The organism is Sphingomonas sp. DC5200-1, assembly GCF_049897245.1.
GTDB classification, from domain to species: Bacteria; Pseudomonadota; Alphaproteobacteria; order Sphingomonadales; family Sphingomonadaceae; genus Sphingomonas; species Sphingomonas aquatilis.
The window spans coordinates 63,259-81,560 of the sequence record NZ_JAFCVW010000012.1; the positions used below are offsets into that span (position 1 = coordinate 63,259).

The window sequence follows — 18,302 nt, forward strand, 5'->3', positions numbered from 1 at the left end:
TCACAGGATAGATCGTCGGCCCGCCGCGGACATGAGCCATTCCCGTCCAACTTCCGTCGTGATGCGCGACGATCATCAACGGATGCACCCCCATGCGTTTCTTCGACAACCTGTCCATGCCGCGAAAACTGATACTCTGTCTCGGCCTGATCCTTGCCCTCACCCTGCTGGCCAATTTCGTTATCTATACGAAACAGAACCAAGTCCGCGAAACGACGGCGATCAACGAACATACGTACAAGGTCATCGCCGCGTCGAACAAGCTGGTCGAAGCGATGGTGAACCAGGAAACCGGCTTCCGCGGCTATCTTCTGACCGCCGATCGCGCCTTCCTCGCGCCCTATACGCAGGGCAGCGCCGACTTCGACAAGGCCATCGACGAAGCGCGCGGGCTGACCTCGGACAACCCGCAGCAGCAGACCCGGCTGGCGCAGGTGGCGGCCCTCGCCCGGCGTTGGCGCAGCGAGGTCGCCGAACGCAACATCGCGCTGATGGGCGCGCCGGCGACGCAGGCTGCGGCGCGTGCCAGCATGCTCGACGGCACCGGCAAGGCGCTGATGGACGAGCTGCGTACCCGCGTCGGCAGCGTGATCGGCACTGAACGATCCCTGCTCGCCACGCGCTCCGCCTCGCAGGCAACGGCCTTTTCCACGATCACCCAGACGATCCTCGGCAGCATGATCCTGGGCGTGGTCCTGTCGATCGGCATGGGCCTGCTGATGACGCGCGCCATCGCCCGGCCGCTGGAACGCGTGACCGCCAAGCTCGGCATGCTCGCCGATCCGATCGCCACCGATCGTCATGACGAGATCGGCCGGATGGAAGGCAGCGTCGCCGGTGTCGAGGCGGCGTTCGGCGACTTCTCGCGCGTCGTTGGCGAACTCTCGCAGGGCAATCTGTCGGCCCGGCTGGAACGCGACTACGGCGGGCTCAGCAGCGCCTTCGGCGGTGCGATCGGTGCGATGGTCGATCGGCTGCGCAGCGTGATCGGCGATGCCATCGGCGCGGCGCAGAACGTCGCCTCGGCCAGCCAGCAACTGTCGTCGTCCTCGGATCAGGTCAGCCAGGGCGCGACCGAACAGGCCGCGGCGACCGAAGAGGCATCGGCCTCGATGGAAGAGATGGCGGCGAACATCAAACAGAATGCCGACAACGCAGCGCAGACGCAGAAGATGGCGCACCAGTCGTCGCAGGCGGCCGAGGCCAGCGGCACCGCCGTCGCCCAGGCGGTCGAGGCGATCCGCTCCATCGTCGATCGCATCGCCATCGTGCAGGAAATCGCGCGCCAGACCGATCTGCTCGCGCTCAACGCGGCGGTCGAGGCCGCGCGCGCCGGCGAACACGGCCGCGGCTTCGCGGTGGTCGCGGCAGAGGTCCGCAAGCTTGCCGAACGCAGCCAGGTCGCCGCGGGCGAGATCGGCGGCATGTCCACCGAAACGATGGCCGCCGCCGCGCAGGCGGGCGACATGCTGGCCAAGCTCGTCCCCGACATCCGCCGCACTACCGAGCTGGTGAACGAGATCAGCGCCGCCTGCCGCGAACAGGATATCGGCGCCGCGCAGGTCAACCAGGCGCTGCAACAGCTCGATCAGGTGATGCAGCAGAATGCGGCGGCGGCCGAGGAGATCTCGGCAACGTCGCAGGAAATGGCCGGTCGCGCCGAGGAACTCGAAGGCAGCATCGCCTATTTCAAGCTCGACGACGACGCGGCACCGGCGGCCCGCACGCCCGTCCGCGCCGCCGCGGCTTCCAAGGCCCGCAAGCCCGGCGCCGTCCGTACGAAGGGCCTCGCGCTGACCTTGGGCAAAGCCGATGCCGAGGACGCCCACTTCCACCGCGCTGCCTGACGCGGCGCCCCTCCGCTGCCGGTGATCACCCACCGGCGGCGGACCCGTTTTTCTCCTGTCCTACAGCTCCCGAATATGCATCATCCCGCAATCGCTCTTTGACACGTCCGGCCCCACCCCCCGCGCTCCCTGCGCATGAGGGGGTCTCCGGCAGGTTACGTACCGTCCACTTCGTCCACTTCCGAGGGGTGCGGCCGGCTTGCGAATCGCCCCAGCCGCCCCCATCTTGCATCCTGCAAGGCCTTGCGACGCGCCGCCCCCTGTTGGACCGGCGCCGCCCGTCTGCCTTGCTTCCCTTTTTCGGCGACTTGCGCTAAGGGCGCGCCCGAACACGCGAACAGAGGTTGATTTTTGGCCAAGGAAGAACTGCTCGAGATGCGCGGCCGCGTGGTGGAATTGCTCCCCAACGCGATGTTCCGTGTACAGCTCGAAAACGACCACGAAATTCTCGGCCATACCGCCGGCAAGATGCGCAAGAACCGCATCCGCGTGCTGGTCGGTGACGAGGTGCTGGTCGAACTGACCCCCTACGACCTGACCAAGGGGCGGATCACCTACCGCTTCATGCCCGGCCGCGGCGGCCCCGGCCCGCAATAAGCGCCGGCGGCACCCGCGTGCCGCCCGACCTTATGCCTCTGGTTCTCGCCTCTTCCTCGCCGCGCCGGCGCGATCTGCTGGCGCGTCTCGGTGTCGTGCCCGATCGCATCGCCACGCCCGCGATCGACGAAACCCCGCGCCCCCGCGAACTGCCCCGCGTCTATGCGCAGCGCCTCGCCGTTGAAAAGGCGCTGGCGGTGCAGCGCGCACCGGACGAGACGGTCATCGCCGGCGACACCACCATCGCGCTCGGCCGCGCGATCCTGCCGCCCGCCGAAACCGAGGCGATCCAGCGCGACCTGCTGCTCCGCCTCTCCGGCCGCCGCCACCATGCGCTGTCGGCGATCTGCGTGATCGGCCCCGACGGCACGCAGCGCACGCGCCTGTCCGACACGATCGTCGCCTTCCGCCCGCTCTCCCCCGCCGAGATCGACGCCTATATCGCGTGCGGCGAAGGCCTCGGGAAAGCCGGCGGTTACGCCATCCAGGGCCGCGCCGAAGCCTTCGTCCGCTTCCTTCACGGCAGCCATTCGGGCGTCATCGGCCTGCCACTCACCGAAACCCGCGCCCTCCTCCGCGCCGCCGGGCTCCCCCTTGCCTGAATGGGTCTATGAAGCCGGCATCGGCGAAGCCCGCGCCGCGCTGATCGAGGACGACCGCATCGTCGACGCCGCGATCGAACTACCGAACACGCTCCGCCTCGGCACCGTCGCCAAGGCCCAGCTGGTCGAGCTGACCGCCGGCGGCATGGGCCGCCTGTCGATCGCCGGCGACGACGCCCTGCTCCCCCGCATCCCCAAAGGGCTGACCAAGGGCGCGACCCTCACCGTCGAAATCGTCCGCGAAGCCATTCCCGAACCCGGCCGCCCCAAGCCGCCGCGCGCCGTGGCGACCGACGCTACGCCCGCCGACGGCCCGGACCTGCTCGCCCGCCTCCACGCCACCAGCCATCCCGTCCGCACGCTCCGCCCCCATGAACCCGACGCGCTGGAAGCGGCCGGCTGGTCCGAACTGCTCGAAGAGGCGATGGACGGTGCGATCGCCTTCCCGCTCGGCGCGCTGCGCCTGTCGCCCACCCCGGCGATGACGCTGTTCGACGTCGACGGCCCGCCCCCGCTCGAATCGCTCGCCGTCGCTGCCGCGAAAGCGGTCGCCGGGGCGATCCGACGTCACGGCATCGGCGGCTCGATCGGCATCGATTTCCCGACGCTGGAGGGCAAGGCCGTGCGACAGGCGGTCGCCGAAGCGCTCGACGCCGCGCTGATGCCGCCGTTCGAACGCACCGCGGTCAACGGTTTCGGTTTCCTGCAGATCGTTCGTCCCCGCCCCCGCGCCTCGCTGCCCGAACTGCTGCGAGCGGATCCGGTGGGTGCCGCGACGCGGGCGCTGCTGCGCCGGCTGGAGCGCGAGCCCCCCGGCAGCCCGCTGCATCACCGCCTGCCCGCCCCCGTCCACGCCCGCCTCGTCAGCTGCCCCGACTGGCTGGCCGAGCTTGCACGCCGCACCGGCGTCACCCATCTGTTCGACAGCCTATGACCACCACGACCTGCCCGATTTGCGACAAAGCCGTCGATCCGCTTCACACGCCCTTCTGCTCGCGCGGCTGCCGCGATCGCGACCTGCTGCAATGGCTGGGCGAAGGATATCGCATCCCGGTGCAAAATGATGCGCATGAGGGGCTGGACAGCACCGGCGGGGACCATTAGAGGCGCCACTTCCGAACGCGAAGCCTTCGCGTGACGGCCCTGCCCGGGTAGCTCAGTTGGTAGAGCATGCGACTGAAAATCGCAGTGTCGGCGGTTCGAATCCGTCCCCGGGCACCATTATCCGCCAGCCAAACACTTGTAATAGCTCGCGTTTTGCCATCAATTATGCTGCGTGCGCCCCCATCCGTTCCCTCATCGGGCGCTTGCTTGATTGTTGGTGAGGGTCCGGATCGTGGAAGATTGGCCCTTGCCGGGGTGCGGAGGATAACCCTTCAGCCTGCGCTTCCGATTGTGCTGGGATGCTCGCTTAACCGCGAGGGGGTCTGACTGGTCTACCATATCGATCCTTTCGGTCGATTGGGTAGGCGCGGAATGGTAGGCGGTTTACCGCCGTCAGGAGAGTGGTGCGTCATGCGGCATGATGTGCCTCATAGCTCCCTGCCCTATTACGGCTGATCTGCTGACGTCACCGACACTCTCCCATTCCATACTGCCGCCAGTATCGATCCCACCTCGCTGCCGCGCCGGCAGCGATAGCGGCGCAGGACAGCGACCTCCCGTCCGGCAGCGTGCATCTGGCCACGACCCGGCTGTAGCTGATCCCGACAGGCTGGCATTGGAGCCGCCGGTGCAGGACCAGCCGCTCGACAATCCGCTGTGACCTGGCAGCAGCGCGATCGTCGCAGGTGTAGGCCGCACGTCGCGCTGCCGGCCGGCGACACGGCTCTGCACTTTTGAAGTCTGGCGCCTGGATCCCTGCGACGCGGACCTTCTGACCCGATCGACACCATAGCGGCCCATCGCCATCGTGAACACGGACGACATCGCAGGTGAAGGACACTGCGGCGGACGCGAGGGTAATCATTGGATCGTCAACGCGTGGCGCGCAGGAACGGTCATTTCATGCGGAGCGGCCGCCTGGTCGCAATGCAGTAGCACAAACAGATCCATCCATTACACTAGATATATGGATAGTGATTCGGCCATCGCCGCACTTGGCGCGCTTGCTCAAAGCACCCGCCTAGACGTGTTCCGCCTCCTGGTGCGGCACGAACCGAACGGCATGGCGGCGGGCAAGATCGCCCGTCAGCTTGGCGTTCCGCAGAACACCATGTCGGCGCATCTCGGCATCCTCGCACGCGCCGGCATCGTCCGATCCGAGCGGCACAGTCGGTCCATCATCTACCGCGCCGACCTCGATGGCCTGCGGGCGCTGACGCTGTTCCTTGTCAAGGACTGCTGCGCCGGCTCGCCCGAGATGTGCGCGCCGCTCCTAGCCGAACTCACCCCCTGCTGCTGAAAGGACGCCCCGTGGCTGTCGACGTCGTGATCTACCACAACCCCGCCTGCGGCACCTCGCGCAACACGCTGGCGATGATCCGCAACGCCGGCATCGAGCCGCACGTCGTGGAGTATCTGAAGACCCCGCCGTCCCGCGCCCTGCTGGTCGAGTTGATCGATCGCGCCGGCATCACGCCCCGGGATCTGCTGCGCGAGAAGGGCACACCCTACGCCGAGCTCGGCCTCGGCGACGCCTCGCTGACCGACGACGTCCTGCTCGACGCCATGATGGCGCACCCGGTCCTAATCAACCGGCCGCTGGTCGTCTCGCCGCTCGGCGTGAGGCTCTGCCGCCCGTCCGAGGCCGTCCTCGATCTGCTGCCCGAGCCGCAGCGGGGCGCGTTCGCCAAGGAGGATGGCGAACAGGTGGTGGACGCCTCCGGGCGCCGCGTCGCCTGATGCTCCTCGCCCTCGCCATCTTCGTCGTCACGATCGCGCTGGTCATCTGGCAGCCCCGAGGCCTCGGCATCGGATGGAGCGCGCTGGGCGGTGCCGCCGTGGCGTTGCTCGCCGGGGTGGTCTCACTCTCCGACGTGCCGGTGGTCTGGGGCATCGTCTGGAACGCGACCGCGACGTTCGTCGCGATCATCATCGTCAGCTTGCTGCTGGACGAGGCCGGCTTCTTCGAATGGGCGGCGCTGCATGTCGCCCGATGGGGCGGAGGGCACGGCCGACGCCTGTTCGTCCTGATCGTCCTACTCGGCGCAGCGGTGTCGGCGCTGTTCGCGAACGACGGCGCCGCGCTGATCCTGACCCCGATCGTCATCGCGATGCTGCGGGCGCTGGGCTACCGCGACAAGGCGACGCTGGCGTTCGTGATGGCGACAGGCTTCGTGGCCGACACGGCCAGCCTGCCGCTGATCGTGTCCAACCTGGTCAACATCGTGTCGGCCGACTTCTTCCACATCGGCTTCGCCGACTACGCCTCGGTGATGGTGCCGGTGGATCTCGCGTCGATCGCCGCGACGCTGGTCGCGCTGCTGCTGTTCTTCCGCAGCGATGTGCCGACCGGATACGACGTCGCGCAGCTCCGCACCCCGACCGACGCGATCCGGGATCCCGCCACGTTCAAGGCGGGCTGGGCGGTCCTCGCCGCTCTCCTGGCCGGCTTCTTCCTGCTCGAACCCATCGGCGTTCCGGTCAGCGCCGTCGCTGCTGCCGGCGCGGTTCTGCTGCTCGCCATCGCCGGGCGCGGTCACGTCATCGAGACTCGTAGGGTTCTGCGCGGCGCACCGTGGCAGGTCGTGATCTTCTCGCTCGGCATGTACCTGGTCGTCTACGGCCTGCGTAACGCCGGCCTGACCGACCATCTCGCCGGTCTCCTCGATCGCGCCGCCCGGGGCGGCGTCTGGGGCGCGGCGTTCGGCACCGGCATCATCGCCGCGCTGCTGTCGTCGGTGATGAACAACATGCCGACGGTCCTGGTCGGCGCCCTGTCGATCGACGCGACCCACGCCACGGGCGCCGTCAGGGAAGCGATGGTTTACGCCAACGTGATCGGCTGCGACCTCGGCCCCAAGATCACGCCGATCGGGTCGCTCGCCACCCTCCTGTGGCTGCACGTTCTCGGGCAGAAGGGCATCCGCATCGGATGGGGCTATTACTTCCGCGTCGGCGCGACGCTGACCGTCCCCGTGCTGCTGGTCACGCTCGCCGCACTGGCGATCCGGATCAACGCCGGATGAGCCGCGGAAACCCCATGAACACCACCGGAAACCCCACCTGATGCCCCTCCGCAACCTCACCGACCCAGACCACCTGCCTGCACTCGATCGCCGCTTCGCGCTCGACAGGCCTGCCCTGGGGCTGGGCGCGGGCGACCCACCCCCGCGCATCCTGCTGCTCTACGGATCCCTGCGCGAGCGCTCCTACTCCCGGCTGTGCGTCGAGGAGGCGGCACGCCTCCTGCGCTTCTTCGGCGCGGAGACGCGCATCTTCGACCCGTCGACCCTGCCGTTGCCGGATCAGGTGGCCGGCGACGACCATCCCGCCGTCCACGAGCTGCGAGAGCTGTCGATGTGGTCGGAGGGACAGGTGTGGTGCAGCCCGGAGCGGCACGGCCAGATCACCGGCATCATGAAGCTGCAGGTCGATCACCTGCCGCTGTCGATGGGCGGGATGCGACCGACGCAGGGCCGCACCCTCGCCGTCATGCAGGTGTCGGCCGGGTCACAGTCGTTCAACAGCGTGAACACCCTTCGTGTCCTCGGCCGCTGGATGCGGATGGTCACGATTCCGAACCAGTCCAGCGTTGCCAAGGCGTTCGAGGAGTTCGACGAAGCCAGCCGCATGAAGCCGTCCAGCTACTACGACCGCATCGTCGACGTGATGGAGGAGCTGGTCCGCTTCACGGTCCTGCTGCGTCCCCATACCGCTCAACTGGTCGATCGGTACTCGGAACGGAAGGGCGCCGGCGTGCCGATCGACGCGGCAACCGACCTGTCGAGCATCGCCGCGGCCCCATAGCAAATTCACGGTCACTCAAGCAATTGACACGGGACTGGTTCAGTGATTCAACGCGGGTGCGGCCCTTGCTTGGTGAAAACGCCCCCGGGCGTTCGAAAGATAGCCAAGATCGCCGATATGGCGGGTCGCACTCAATAGAAATGCGTGGTGCCCTTACGCCACAGTTCATAGTGGTAGGTCATCTTGGCTCGGATTCGGTCAAGCGCCCGACTATCTCCTCGCTCCCAGTGCCGCTGCACGGCCCAAGCACAATAGTCCGCCGCCTGAAGGCAAGGATCTGCTAGTGCGGGTCGAAAATCCACCGCCCATGCCGCGTGCGGCGCACTCTGCCGAACGACGTCGCGAAGAGCGTTCGTATAAGTTTCACGTTCCTTCTTTGTGCCAATCGACGCGGCGGTCACGAGCAAGCGATCGTCTTGTCCGATACGAGGAGCATATCCATGCTTAAAATGGTAGAACCACGGATACTGATAGAAGCGGGCCTTGCTTGTCCTGACCTGTGGTTGCGCTTTCGACTTTTCGCATATCGTGGCTTGAAAGGTGAAGTCCGCCGCAGCTAGCGTGTCGTAAACCCGATCGCGCACCGCTTGGGCGTCCGTCGTAGCGTGGAAGCAGTCGCCGAGGTTGGCACCCTCTCGAATGAGATCATGCCTCAACGCAACGAGGCTTTGACCAAGATCCATAGAAGCCACCGCCACGGTGCAGATGATGAAATAGCGGCTGACATTCGGCTGACGATTGAACGTAAAATCGCCTGCTTCATCAGAGTACAGAAAGAGCTCCATTACGGTAAAGGTGATCGCCGCTTGGCCTGGGAGTCAACCCCCCGCTCAATCCGTCACTCATCAACTCACGAACATCGCCTCGACGATCGCCTGCATCAGCACGCCCCGCGGCACCGGAACGCTGACAGACGTGTAGCCGGGGTTCTCGGCACGGCGCTGACCGTACAGTCCGATCCACGAGCGCCCATGCTGCCGCCAAGCACGCTGTAGCGCCGGGACCGGCAGCAAGACGCACGTCGCCGCGGGCGCATGCGCGTAGGCGATGAAGTCGCAGGCCAGCGGCTTCTGCACCCACCCCGGCGATTGCCGCGCCTCGTCCGACCAGCGCTCCAGCAGCACGTCGGGCCAGTCCTGCGTCCGGATCTTCTCGTCGATGGTATAGGTCCGCCCGCAGGACAGCGTCAGCAGCCGGTCGATTCCGCCGCGCTGTGCCCAGCCGTCGTGCTTCACGGCGACAGCAGACATCAGCGTCGGGAATGCCCGGCGGTATATGGGCAGCCAGAAGTCGGGGCCGTACTGCTCCGCAAGGTGGTGGCTATCCTGGAACCGATGGACACGGCCGAAGCCCGCCACCTGCGACCTGCGGGCGACGGGCTGGTGTTTAAGCGGCCGAGGCGATGTCGGCCGCAATGATGCGAGGCTATTCGTGAGCTTCCTCCCATTCTTGATCGTGGTTGTCTTCGCCTGGGTCGCTGATGGGACAACCGGGATAGCCAAGCCAGTTGGCATTATGGTGGATGAAGTCGTCCTCGCCGCCAGTGCCGTCGAGCTCGTCGCCGTTCGACTCCACATCGGATTCGCCGTCGATCTCGTCGATGCGGTCGATCAGCCGCTCGGTCAGGCGGGCCAGCTCAGCACGTGGTAGCGAGGGAATGGCCGCGAACATCGCCTGAGGCGAGGCAAGCCGGTCCAACCGATGCCAGGGCCGGCGGCGCATCCGGCGCCAAGGGGTGAACCGGGGCGCGACTGGTGGCGGGGTTGTAGCAAGATGACCCATCGTTACCCCTCCCCGTTCTGTCGGCGTTCGATCGTGACCCGCAACGCCTCGGCACGGTCAGGACGGCCGACGATCTGCGCCATCAGCGGCGTCAGCTCGTCCGCGGGGCAATGCTCGACGACGAGCCACAGCTTGCGGCCGGACGCGAGGGCATAGCCGCCACCGATCTGGACGAGGTTGTGCAGCCAAGCTGTGGGATTGAACGGCCGTGGGTCGATGGGGTGCGTTGCCATGTCAGCGGCCCTCCACGGTGAGTAGGCGGCGGGCGTGATTGACCAACCGAGCTACATTGTCTCCATCGACATGGTCAGTGCCGCCAGCGGACATGTGTTCGAGCAGCCGGGTGAACTCGGCCCACGACGTCGGCGCCGCTCGATCGGCGGCACGCGACGCCTCCAGCATCTGCTCCTCCTCGCGTTCGAAGGCAGCGAGATCGTTGCCTTCCAAGCTCGGCGGGAGGGCGTTGAAGCGGGCGCGCGCGGCATCCTGAGCAGCCATCACCGCTGTGAACGTTGAGCTATCCGACATCGGTCAGCCCTCCCGTCCAGCGACACGGCGAGCGTCGGCATGTAGGATCTCAAGCCAGCCGCCACCGTTACCAGCCATGCCGTCGCCTTCCATGTCGTTCTTGATCATGAAGGCCAGCTTGGCCGCGAGGTCAGCAGCAGTGCGGACAGGGTGACGGCCGACCACGCCTTGTGCGTCAACCCAAGCATTGCCGAGCTGATTGCTACGCTGGACGGCCGCGGAACATCCGGTGTCGCGGTAGATGCGGCTGGCCGCGCGCTCTCGGCGCAAGTGCGCAGCTAGCAGGGCGCGAGCGTAGGAGTCCCCCGCGCCCGCCATATCCCGGCCCTTTCGCGCCATATTTACGATCGAACGAGCAACCGCGATGGAGTTGGGCTTGTCGGTGGACCACACGACTTCGCCGCCAGTCAGGCTCGGTCCCGCGTGGACGGTTGTGTGAGGGAGGGCCGCGATCAGTGCGTCAGCCCTTGCCTTGGCGGGCGCGTAGACGCGCTTGTCATGTTCGATAAGCGCTGCGTTCACCGCAGCGGCGTCGGCCAGCACAGCTGCGAAGTCAGGCGACAGCGTAGAAGCCGAAGCTGAGGCGGTGGCGCCATAGGACGCGATGGCAATGGCAGGAAGCGCAGCAGCGCCCCCGATGATGTTGCGACGGTTGAGCATCGGATCAGCCCTCCCGCGCCAAGAGACAGCCGTTCGCCGGATGCCGAGTGAACAGGCGCTCGCACGCATCGGCGGCGATAACCGCCTCAATGGCGCGCTGCTGGCGGCTGTTCGTGGCCCGGTGCTCACCGGCAAGGGAGCGAGCATAGGCACCGGGATTGCCGGTGCGAAGATGCAGGCGCGCCATATCGACGGCACGCGTGGTCGTCTTGCTGAGGCCAGAGGATGCGCGCGTGATCTTGGCCGGGCGCACGTCGGCTGATAGCGTGTTCGTAGCCATTATCGATCTCCTTGGGATCGTGGTGGTTAGGCTGGGTTTGGAGGGCCTAATCTCCTTACCCAGCCGCTGGTGATCGTTTTCATATCACCGCGGACGGTGGCAAACAAGCACGAATTGATATAATAGCGATCACATGATGAAGGTTGAGCAGTGCCGCGCCGCAAGGGCATTGCTCGACTGGACCGCCCAGGACCTAGCGGATCGGGCCGGAATTGGCGTGGCAACGGTCCGGCGCTTCGAAAGCGCTAGCGGCGTGGCACCCCAATCTGTGGAAGCGATGATTGCCGCTCTTCGCAGCGCAGGCATCAGCTTCATCTCCGCCGGAGAGACATCTCCCGGCGGCGGCGATGGCGTACGACTTACCGACGCTACGCTGAAATGAGAGCCTGGCGCCCCCGCTTTCGCTTATCTGGCACCTTCCTCCTTTCCCCCTCTCCCTCACCTCCCGCGAACAAGGGGAGTTGCACGACTGGTGATGGCGGTAGTGGCGCGGGTGCACCGCTGACCAAAATCTTCAGCGAGGCGACATGGATCAGCCGCCGTCGGCCGACTTTCACTGTCGTGATCCGACCTGCGGCAATCAGTTCGTAGAGATGGGTACGCCCGATGCCGACCAAGTCGAGGGCGTCGCGAACTGTGACTGTTATTGGCTGCCAGTCAACGTTAACGGTCGACGAACGCGCACTTAGTTTCATATTCAGCTCCCTAGCAGGGGGGGCTGGTGGGCTCTCCGCGTAGACAATATCGCATTGCCCGATGCGGCGAACAAGCTCGCTTGTGAATTCAGTTCGTGGGACAATGTGGCACACGTAAGTGCTTACGGACGCTGCGTTTTCTTGCTGTGGCACAACGTAACACAAACCGTAACACATTGTGACCCGTAAGAGACGGCATCTAAAGCACTGAACTTGAAGGAGAATGGGCAAGCAAAGCTTGCGTAGGGTGTGTGCATATATTTGTTGGGGGCCGTCGTCTCCATTCGTCGCTTGGCAATCTACCGGTAAGCACCGCGGTTTCTGCGCGGCGAGCGTCCGGCGATAGGCCGGGACAGGCGCCTCCGGCCCGCCGCGGGCAATGCGCCAGTTTGCGTCATGGTCTTTTTGATTGATTAGGCAGCGGCTGACACGGGGTGTGACCCCCAGCGATTGCTGCGCGTTTCAGCATCATGGTGCGCAAGCCTAATGTAGCCGCACCCCGATTGGGTTTCGCAACGCCTATGTCGCGGCGCTTAGGCTGTCATTCCGACTGGATCGTTGAGCCAGCGCTTGGCTTCGTCGCAATCCAGAAACGTCCGGCAGTTCGGCCCGACGAGATACCGCTCGGTTTGCATCTTGGCGAGAGTCGATGCCGCAACGGCAGCGATAGGCGCCGAGGTCAGCTTCAACGCCTTCGGAACCATGGCTGCCAAAGCGTCAACCACAGGTGCGGGCTGAATCGCTGCCTGCCTCAGATCCGCCAAGGTGCAGAACCTCCCGTGCTTGATACGAAGCGCAGTCCCACGTGCTAACAGTTCGGTCGAGAACGCCACCGTGGTCGGCAGCGACCAAAAGCCGAAGGTGGTTATCATCAGCAGGCTTTGCGCTTCATCAAAGGCGATCGTGTAGTACGTCTTCATGCTACGCCATCCAAACGGCCGGCCTGCGCCTTATCGATGGCGTACAAGGCAGGCAGTATGATCGCCTTTTCCATGGCGATCCGGCTCTCGACCCCTTTCAGGATTCGATCGACAGCAGTCCGATAGCCAGGCCAATCTGCCTGAATGGCGACGAGCGACCAGCGCGTGATATGCTCGCTCGTCTTCACCCGCTTGTCGCTTAGGTCCTTGTCCAATTCACGTATTTTCGCAGCCGAACTCGCCATGAGCACCGGATAGACCCTCTCTCGCAAAAACTTCGACCGCTTCGAGCTAGCCGACATGAGCCCAAGCCGTGCGCTACTCAAATCTGCCGAGCTTGGAGCGGCCGACCAACAGACGCGTTGGAGGTCTTCTGCCCGTTCGAAGGTTAAAGCATACAATTCATTGAGTTGGCCGATCAGGCGAAGCATGCTTCATCGCCTAGCTGCGACATCCTAACGCTTTGTCAAAAGCTAGCGAAAATCAATGCCATGCGCGGTTCATCTTGGTGTCATACCGCAGGACTTCGCCTGAGACGCATGTCTCTGCGTTGGGGACGAGGGCAGCCAGGAGGCCAGTCCAATTAGCTCGTCGCGGGCTGCTTATGCAGCGGCGCCCAAGAAGGGATGTTCACGATTTACCCCAACGGCATGCTGAATGCAATTGTGCCGCTACAATACCTTAACAAAAAAAGGCACTTGGTTGCCGTAATCGTCAGGTCAGGACTGCGGGCTTAACCTATGTCAGTCTCGCTGCTAGGCGCCGCGCCGATTGGAGCGATCATGAGACTAAGTTACAAGCAATTGATAAGCGAGCACGACGACATCGCTCTCATCGCCGATCGCTTGCTTTCAAGCCTCGCGCATGAAACGCCGAGCGTCATGCTATCCCACCTTGCCGAGCTCGCACGCCTGGTCCGATCGCATATGCAGAATGAGTGCCGAGCATTGGCTGAGGTCGATCCAGACCGGCTCGGTGGCCCTTGGCAAGCCGCCTGGGGCCGCGGGATGGCCGACTTTAGGAAGCTTCAGGCAGACTGGATCATGTATCTGCAAACCTGGGACGAACATGCCATCACTGCCGGCCGCAAGGATTTTGCCTACGCTACCGAGTTGATGCTGCCGCGTCTTCGTGCCCGAATGGCTATCGAAAACGAGGCATTGTACGCGGCGGCGTTGCAGACGTCTGCAATCGCCCTGGCCTGATATGTTTTGGCGATCGGTAGGCAGACGGTATTCTGGCGAACCTGTCAGCGGCGATAAAATTGCGAAATGGTCAGGAGCTGCTTCATGGACGTCAGCTCCGTCGCGAGATGAGTCGAAATAACCTCCGCGATGGCCAGCATATCGCGCTGATAGCTGCGCCATTCCTGCGGCTTCAGCCTCAGCCAGCGATCGACGTAAGCCCGGTAGGTCTCCCCAAGTTCGAGGCAGTCCATCTTCATGGACCGCGCGACGATCTTGCTCGAACCCGCGCCGAACTCGACAATTGGATTGAAGATGTTTGTGTGTTTGAACACCTGATACAGCTTGAAATGCTCGCCCAAACACTGCCGGCGATTGGCGAGTAGATCGATCGTATCTACCCGATCGGCAATGACGAGCTTTCTGGCGCGATCTACCATCATCTGGGCGCGTGCCACATACGACACGGCTTGTTGGTCGAGCGAAGCCATCGTGGGCGATTGCGGCGGTTCGTCCGATACCAGCGCATCGTCTGAAGCTGGTTGGTGCGGCACGGGTGTTGAGGAAAATGTCACGCCGGCACGGGCTGCGCCACGACAGCCTCGGCCGCCGCGATCATAGCTCCCGATAGCAAGCCGTACGCGCATCCCCATGCCGCCTCGGTCTCCTCATCGAAGTGAGCACCGAGCAATGCTCGAAGCGTTTCTATCAGCGCCGTTCCGACCGCGTCGTAGTGCCGGATCTTGGCGCCGTAGGTGACGTGACGGACGGCTAGGTCGGTTGCCACCGGCAGAACATCCTCCAACCGATCAAGCGCATCGACGACGGTCGCCAGGGTCAGGAACAGCTTACGTCCCTGCTCTTCCATATCGCTATGAAACAGAGGTTTCGTATCAGGCGCGATGATGAAAAGCCGTCGGTAAAACTCCGCCGCGGCCTGGGCTGTCACAGGTAGCACGAGGGCAAAGCTGTCCTGCACGAGCTCGATTTGGCGGAGTGTCGTCATGGTCAAGCCGCTACGGCCGCCTTCCCCAAGCAATCGTTAAGATCGCTCGAAGGTCCGCCCATTAGCGTCGGCACGGCGCTTAAACGGATCATGGCGGATGAGCTTCACAACTGAATCCGCTTCGTGTACGACGAAACTGTTGCCGATCGACCTTTCAGCGACTGGTCAATGGCGAACCTCCCTGATGACAAACGCCGCTACGGTTGGACCTTTGGGGATTGCCGATGGTCGCGCGATAGCAGACGGGGTCAGGCTGCTCGCCCCGAACGGCGCCGGCCTATCGCATTGGCCACATAGCCAGCGACTGCGCCGATCACACTGCCAACCATTAAGTCGCTCGCATAGTGTTTGGAACGCGGTATCTGGATTACGGCGATACCCGCAGCGGCAGCACAGGCTGGAACGCGAGTAGACGGGTAGGCGCTTGCGATTACCGAAGCCACGGCGACCGCACCGGCCGTATGCCCTGAGGGGAAACTGTTGCGATCACTCTCGCGGCTGTCTCCCGGCTTCAGGACGTAGGGCTTTCCCTCCTCGACAGCTTCAGGACGCGTCCGATCGACGCGATGTTTGATCGCGTCCTTCATGGCCGTCGCCAAAAGCTCGGCGGCGAGCATCTTGCCGCCCGCGGCTGCCAAGCGCTTGTCGCCGCTGACGACGCCGGTCACGATAATTGCCGTGCAGAGCGTGATTAGCTGAGGCTGATCAGCTACCTCGCTGAGCCAGCCCGCGACTTTGACGGGCGTCGTGTCCGTTAATGGTGCGGCTGCATCAGCGATCGAACGATCGGCTTGCTCTATGTTGGTCTTCCCCATCTCGGTGCATGAGCGCAAGGACGGCCATGCGGTTCCATCCACGTGTTGAGGCGATCCTCACGACTTCGGCCGACATTGGCTTAAGGCCTATCAAAGGCGAGCAGCTCTGCCACGAGGTGGCGGAATATCAACGGGTTCATCCGCAGCCTCAACCTGTTGCTGGCGCTTTCAGGGAGTCACCGCTCAAACCAGCCCCTTCCATACAATGGGCAAGTGCTTCTGGGGAATTTGGTCAGAGGCGAGCAGCAAGCGACCCCGCAGCCTTACCGGCCCTTTTTCTGTTGCACGACGTGCCAATTCTCAGTTGCTGCATGAACGGCCTCACCTCGGAGGGGCGGAGGTGAGCCGTCAGACCGGCTATCGCGCGCATCAAAAGCCGACCGTCTTGCGCTATCACTGTGGATGCGAACGTCGGTTACATCGACCCCAGCTAACCCTTCGGTGCCGCGGCGTACAGAACCCGGCAGCTCCACCGGCAGCCCTAGAATTGGCCTATCCTCCGGCTCACTCCCCCTCATCGGGGATCGCCTCCAGGTTCGGTGAGTGAAACGCTCATTGACAGAGGATACGCCCGGGCTTGCGTACCGCGCAATTGTCTCTGACCTTTCAGAAAGGAGATTAGCGCCGCGCCATTATCGACACTCGCCCATCCCGTACTGACGCCAGTACCGATCCCAGCGAACCGCGGTGCTGGCCGCGATGGCCGCGCACGAAAGTGACCGCCCATCTGGCAACGTGCAGCGCGCGACGATGCGCTTGTAGCTCGTTCCAACTGGCTGACAGGAAATGCGCTTTCCGAGCGTCAATGCCGACATGATTCGCTGGCTTCGGACAGCGGCGTGGTTATCACAGGTATAATGCGCGCGGCGCGCATCGGGCCGGCGGCAAGGCTCAGCGCTTTCGAAGTCCGGCGCCTGGATGCCGGCAACGCGAATCTTCTCGCCCGATCGGCACCACAGGGGCCATCCCCGTCGTGGACGCGAACGACGTCGCAGGTGAAGGAAGGCATGGATATAGGCATCGCCTGCACCTAGATTTTGTCTTCGAGCGCATCCAGTGCGTTGAGCAAGCGGATGATGGTTGAGCGTCCGACCGACACAATCCGCGCTTCTGTCTCAGCCAGTATTTGCTTCAATTCGGCCCGCTCGCGATCCGCTATCAAGCATCCCGCCTGAATACATGACGCAATGTGGCATAAGCCAAGAGCAGAACGGCCGGGTAGCTCGAGGACACAACGGTCATGAAATAGTCGAAAGCGCGGGTCCCACCGTCGAACATCGCGACATGCCCCAGCACGGTGACGAGTTGAAGGGCGGCGGACAAAACCAACCACCATCGCGCTGTTCGAGTAACGAGACATAGAAGCACCACCAAGAGCCCGACATCGACCGTGGCTACGCCTATGTTGAGCGAGGCATACTGGCCGGGAAGCCGGAGTAGGAGCGTCGCGATCGTCGCGGCGACATAGGCCGTAGCAACACATCGCTCGTCCCGACCGCCCCAGCGAAATGCGCTAAACGCCACCCCGAGCAGGAATAGCCAGAACAGGTAGACCGCGAGCCACATGGACTGTTTCAGCCATGCGGCTCGCCCCGGATCAAGCTCCCGCCATCACGGGTGTATCGGATTGTGCCGTGGGCGGTACGTCTTTGCCGAACTCTTCCATTTTCACACCAATGTCGCGGCCGACCATGTCGATCTGCCGGTGCGCGCGGACAAGTTCCTGTCGTACCTCTACAGACAGCGCGACAGCCCTCGCGAGGCGATCGATCGCCGGCATCCCGGATCCTATGGGAAGGCCAAGCTGCTGGCGGGCTTCCAGGACGACGACGAGTGTGCGGGCGACATCGAGGGCCGCGGCGTCGGCGGATATTTCTGCTGGATTGATCGCGGCGGCAACGGTGTCGGCAACGTGTTTCATGCTCTTCATCGGTCAGTTCCTATCGATAGAGGACCTGGCCGATCCGCCCCATCTGCGCCGCCAAAAGCGGCGCCGACACGATCAGCAGAAGCATCAGGAAAGTTGCCACCAGTACCAGAACCAGTCGAGACAACGCCGTCCTTTGCCGCAGCCATTCGTCGAGAAGATCGACCTGTTCCGATGCAGCGCGGGCGGATAAGTTAACGAGCGGCTCGGCAGTTGCCGTGACGATCGAGCGCTCCGCCACTGCGTCGGCGGGGTCAACGGATGGGACCACGGCCGCTGGATCAGCCATCCCCTGTGACTGGTTCCCCACGGACGGGGGATGCAGTCCCTCGGCTTCCCTGAGCAGATCTGCCGCGACGTAGCGGCCCATCCCACCCAGTTTGCCTCGCGCCGATTTGATGTGCTGATCGACTGTGTGAGGGCTCAACCTGTCAATCGGCGTCCAAAAAGGACCCCCTATCGGCGTGCAAAAGGGACCCCCTTCGTCGAGCAGCGTGACGGGTATGACGGGCGCACCGTTCGCGCTGGTTGCGGCGTAGGGCGGGCGT

General features: G+C 64.1%; 27 protein-coding genes and 1 tRNA gene. 12 read left to right on the forward strand and 16 right to left on the reverse strand.

Annotated elements, in window-relative coordinates:
* Positions 1-92 precede the first annotated feature (92 nt).
* From ACP7A3_RS18430 to arsH, 10 genes are all read left to right on the forward strand, one after another.
* A complete protein-coding gene (locus ACP7A3_RS18430; RefSeq protein WP_426256834.1) occupies positions 93-1,847 on the forward strand; it encodes a methyl-accepting chemotaxis protein in 1,755 nt (584 codons plus the stop codon).
* A gap of 351 nt (positions 1,848-2,198) precedes the next feature.
* A complete protein-coding gene (infA, locus tag ACP7A3_RS18435; RefSeq protein WP_017977808.1) occupies positions 2,199-2,444 on the forward strand; it encodes a translation initiation factor IF-1 in 246 nt (81 codons plus the stop codon).
* Between the two features lie 32 nt (positions 2,445-2,476).
* Complete coding sequence (locus ACP7A3_RS18440) at positions 2,477-3,046, forward strand: Maf family protein (protein ID WP_426256860.1); 570 nt, start codon at positions 2,477-2,479, stop codon at positions 3,044-3,046.
* Complete coding sequence (locus ACP7A3_RS18445; RefSeq protein ID WP_426256835.1) at positions 3,039-3,980, forward strand: ribonuclease; 942 nt, start codon at positions 3,039-3,041, stop codon at positions 3,978-3,980. The genes ACP7A3_RS18440 and ACP7A3_RS18445 overlap by 8 nt, the downstream gene beginning before the upstream one ends.
* A complete protein-coding gene (locus ACP7A3_RS18450; protein ID WP_116462522.1) occupies positions 3,977-4,150 on the forward strand; it encodes a DNA gyrase inhibitor YacG in 174 nt (57 codons plus the stop codon). Before ACP7A3_RS18445 ends, ACP7A3_RS18450 begins: the two co-directional genes overlap by 4 nt.
* A 41-nt stretch (positions 4,151-4,191) precedes the next feature.
* Positions 4,192-4,267: transfer RNA gene (locus tag ACP7A3_RS18455), tRNA-Phe, on the forward strand.
* Positions 4,268-5,117: 850 nt separating this feature from the next.
* Positions 5,118-5,450 (forward strand): ArsR/SmtB family transcription factor, encoded by a 333-nt coding sequence (locus ACP7A3_RS18460; RefSeq protein ID WP_426256836.1) that lies wholly within the window; start codon positions 5,118-5,120, stop codon positions 5,448-5,450.
* A gap of 11 nt (positions 5,451-5,461) precedes the next feature.
* Positions 5,462-5,890: an arsenate reductase (glutaredoxin) gene (gene arsC, locus ACP7A3_RS18465; protein WP_426256837.1), complete on the forward strand. Its 429-nt coding sequence runs from the start codon at positions 5,462-5,464 to the stop codon at positions 5,888-5,890.
* A complete protein-coding gene (locus ACP7A3_RS18470) occupies positions 5,890-7,176 on the forward strand; it encodes an arsenic transporter (protein WP_426256838.1) in 1,287 nt (428 codons plus the stop codon). The genes arsC and ACP7A3_RS18470 overlap by 1 nt, the downstream gene beginning before the upstream one ends.
* A gap of 40 nt (positions 7,177-7,216) precedes the next feature.
* A complete protein-coding gene (gene arsH, locus ACP7A3_RS18475) occupies positions 7,217-7,957 on the forward strand; it encodes an arsenical resistance protein ArsH (RefSeq protein WP_426256839.1) in 741 nt (246 codons plus the stop codon).
* 131 nt (positions 7,958-8,088) lie between these two features.
* Here the strand turns inward: arsH and ACP7A3_RS18480 are convergent, their stop codons facing one another.
* The 7 genes from ACP7A3_RS18480 to ACP7A3_RS18510 all read right to left on the reverse strand — a co-directional run bounded on the left by ACP7A3_RS18480 (position 8,089) and on the right by ACP7A3_RS18510 (position 11,207).
* Entirely contained in the window at positions 8,089-8,742 is a 654-nt protein-coding gene (locus ACP7A3_RS18480; RefSeq protein ID WP_426256840.1) for a DUF3800 domain-containing protein, read from the reverse strand.
* 60 nt (positions 8,743-8,802) lie between these two features.
* Complete coding sequence (locus tag ACP7A3_RS18485) at positions 8,803-9,207, reverse strand: hypothetical protein (protein ID WP_426256841.1); 405 nt, start codon at positions 9,205-9,207, stop codon at positions 8,803-8,805.
* 175 nt (positions 9,208-9,382) lie between these two features.
* Entirely contained in the window at positions 9,383-9,679 is a 297-nt protein-coding gene (locus ACP7A3_RS18490; protein WP_426256842.1) for a hypothetical protein, read from the reverse strand.
* Between the two features lie 62 nt (positions 9,680-9,741).
* The gene (locus tag ACP7A3_RS18495; RefSeq protein ID WP_426256843.1) at positions 9,742-9,972 is read right to left on the reverse strand and encodes a hypothetical protein; all 231 of its coding nucleotides are present in this window, start codon (positions 9,970-9,972) and stop codon (positions 9,742-9,744) included.
* Position 9,973: 1 nt separating this feature from the next.
* Positions 9,974-10,267 carry a hypothetical protein gene (locus ACP7A3_RS18500; protein WP_426256844.1) on the reverse strand — a complete coding sequence of 98 codons (294 nt, stop codon included), beginning with the start codon at positions 10,265-10,267 and terminating at the stop codon, positions 9,974-9,976.
* A gap of 3 nt (positions 10,268-10,270) precedes the next feature.
* Entirely contained in the window at positions 10,271-10,927 is a 657-nt protein-coding gene (locus ACP7A3_RS18505; protein WP_426256845.1) for a hypothetical protein, read from the reverse strand.
* Between the two features lie 4 nt (positions 10,928-10,931).
* Positions 10,932-11,207 (reverse strand): hypothetical protein, encoded by a 276-nt coding sequence (locus ACP7A3_RS18510; protein WP_426256846.1) that lies wholly within the window; start codon positions 11,205-11,207, stop codon positions 10,932-10,934.
* Between the two features lie 133 nt (positions 11,208-11,340).
* On the opposite strand from ACP7A3_RS18510, the gene ACP7A3_RS18515 reads away from it, so the two are divergent.
* A complete protein-coding gene (locus ACP7A3_RS18515; protein WP_426256847.1) occupies positions 11,341-11,589 on the forward strand; it encodes a helix-turn-helix domain-containing protein in 249 nt (82 codons plus the stop codon).
* Here the strand turns inward: ACP7A3_RS18515 and ACP7A3_RS18520 are convergent.
* From ACP7A3_RS18520 to ACP7A3_RS18530, 3 genes are all read right to left on the reverse strand, one after another.
* Entirely contained in the window at positions 11,576-12,079 is a 504-nt protein-coding gene (locus ACP7A3_RS18520) for an excisionase family DNA-binding protein (protein ID WP_426256848.1), read from the reverse strand. The two genes, ACP7A3_RS18515 and ACP7A3_RS18520, sit on opposite strands and share 14 nt — an antisense overlap.
* Positions 12,080-12,435: 356 nt before the next feature.
* The gene (locus tag ACP7A3_RS18525; protein WP_426256849.1) at positions 12,436-12,822 is read right to left on the reverse strand and encodes a hypothetical protein; all 387 of its coding nucleotides are present in this window, start codon (positions 12,820-12,822) and stop codon (positions 12,436-12,438) included.
* The gene (locus ACP7A3_RS18530; protein ID WP_426256850.1) at positions 12,819-13,253 is read right to left on the reverse strand and encodes a hypothetical protein; all 435 of its coding nucleotides are present in this window, start codon (positions 13,251-13,253) and stop codon (positions 12,819-12,821) included. The genes ACP7A3_RS18525 and ACP7A3_RS18530 overlap by 4 nt, the downstream gene beginning before the upstream one ends.
* Positions 13,254-13,562: 309 nt before the next feature.
* Between ACP7A3_RS18530 and ACP7A3_RS18535 the strand changes: the two genes are divergently transcribed.
* Entirely contained in the window at positions 13,563-14,027 is a 465-nt protein-coding gene (locus ACP7A3_RS18535; protein ID WP_426256851.1) for a hypothetical protein, read from the forward strand.
* A gap of 44 nt (positions 14,028-14,071) precedes the next feature.
* On the opposite strand, the gene ACP7A3_RS18540 is transcribed toward ACP7A3_RS18535, so the two are convergent.
* From ACP7A3_RS18540 to ACP7A3_RS18565, 6 genes are all read right to left on the reverse strand, one after another.
* Positions 14,072-14,497, reverse strand: coding sequence for a hypothetical protein (locus ACP7A3_RS18540; protein WP_426256852.1), 426 nt, complete (start codon positions 14,495-14,497; stop codon positions 14,072-14,074).
* Between the two features lie 80 nt (positions 14,498-14,577).
* On the reverse strand, positions 14,578-15,012 hold the full coding sequence (locus ACP7A3_RS18545; RefSeq protein ID WP_426256853.1) for a globin family protein: 435 nt from the start codon (positions 15,010-15,012) through the stop codon (positions 14,578-14,580).
* A 248-nt stretch (positions 15,013-15,260) separates the two neighbouring features.
* Entirely contained in the window at positions 15,261-15,827 is a 567-nt protein-coding gene (locus ACP7A3_RS18550; protein ID WP_426256854.1) for a phosphatase PAP2 family protein, read from the reverse strand.
* Positions 15,828-16,985: 1,158 nt separating this feature from the next.
* Positions 16,986-17,393, reverse strand: a complete 408-nt coding sequence (locus ACP7A3_RS18555) for a hypothetical protein (protein WP_426256855.1) — start codon at positions 17,391-17,393, stop codon at positions 16,986-16,988.
* A 31-nt stretch (positions 17,394-17,424) separates the two neighbouring features.
* On the reverse strand, positions 17,425-17,757 hold the full coding sequence (locus ACP7A3_RS18560) for a hypothetical protein (protein ID WP_426256856.1): 333 nt from the start codon (positions 17,755-17,757) through the stop codon (positions 17,425-17,427).
* Between the two features lie 10 nt (positions 17,758-17,767).
* Positions 17,768-18,302: hypothetical protein (locus tag ACP7A3_RS18565; RefSeq protein ID WP_426256857.1), on the reverse strand; the 535-nt coding region annotated here is incomplete at its 5' end.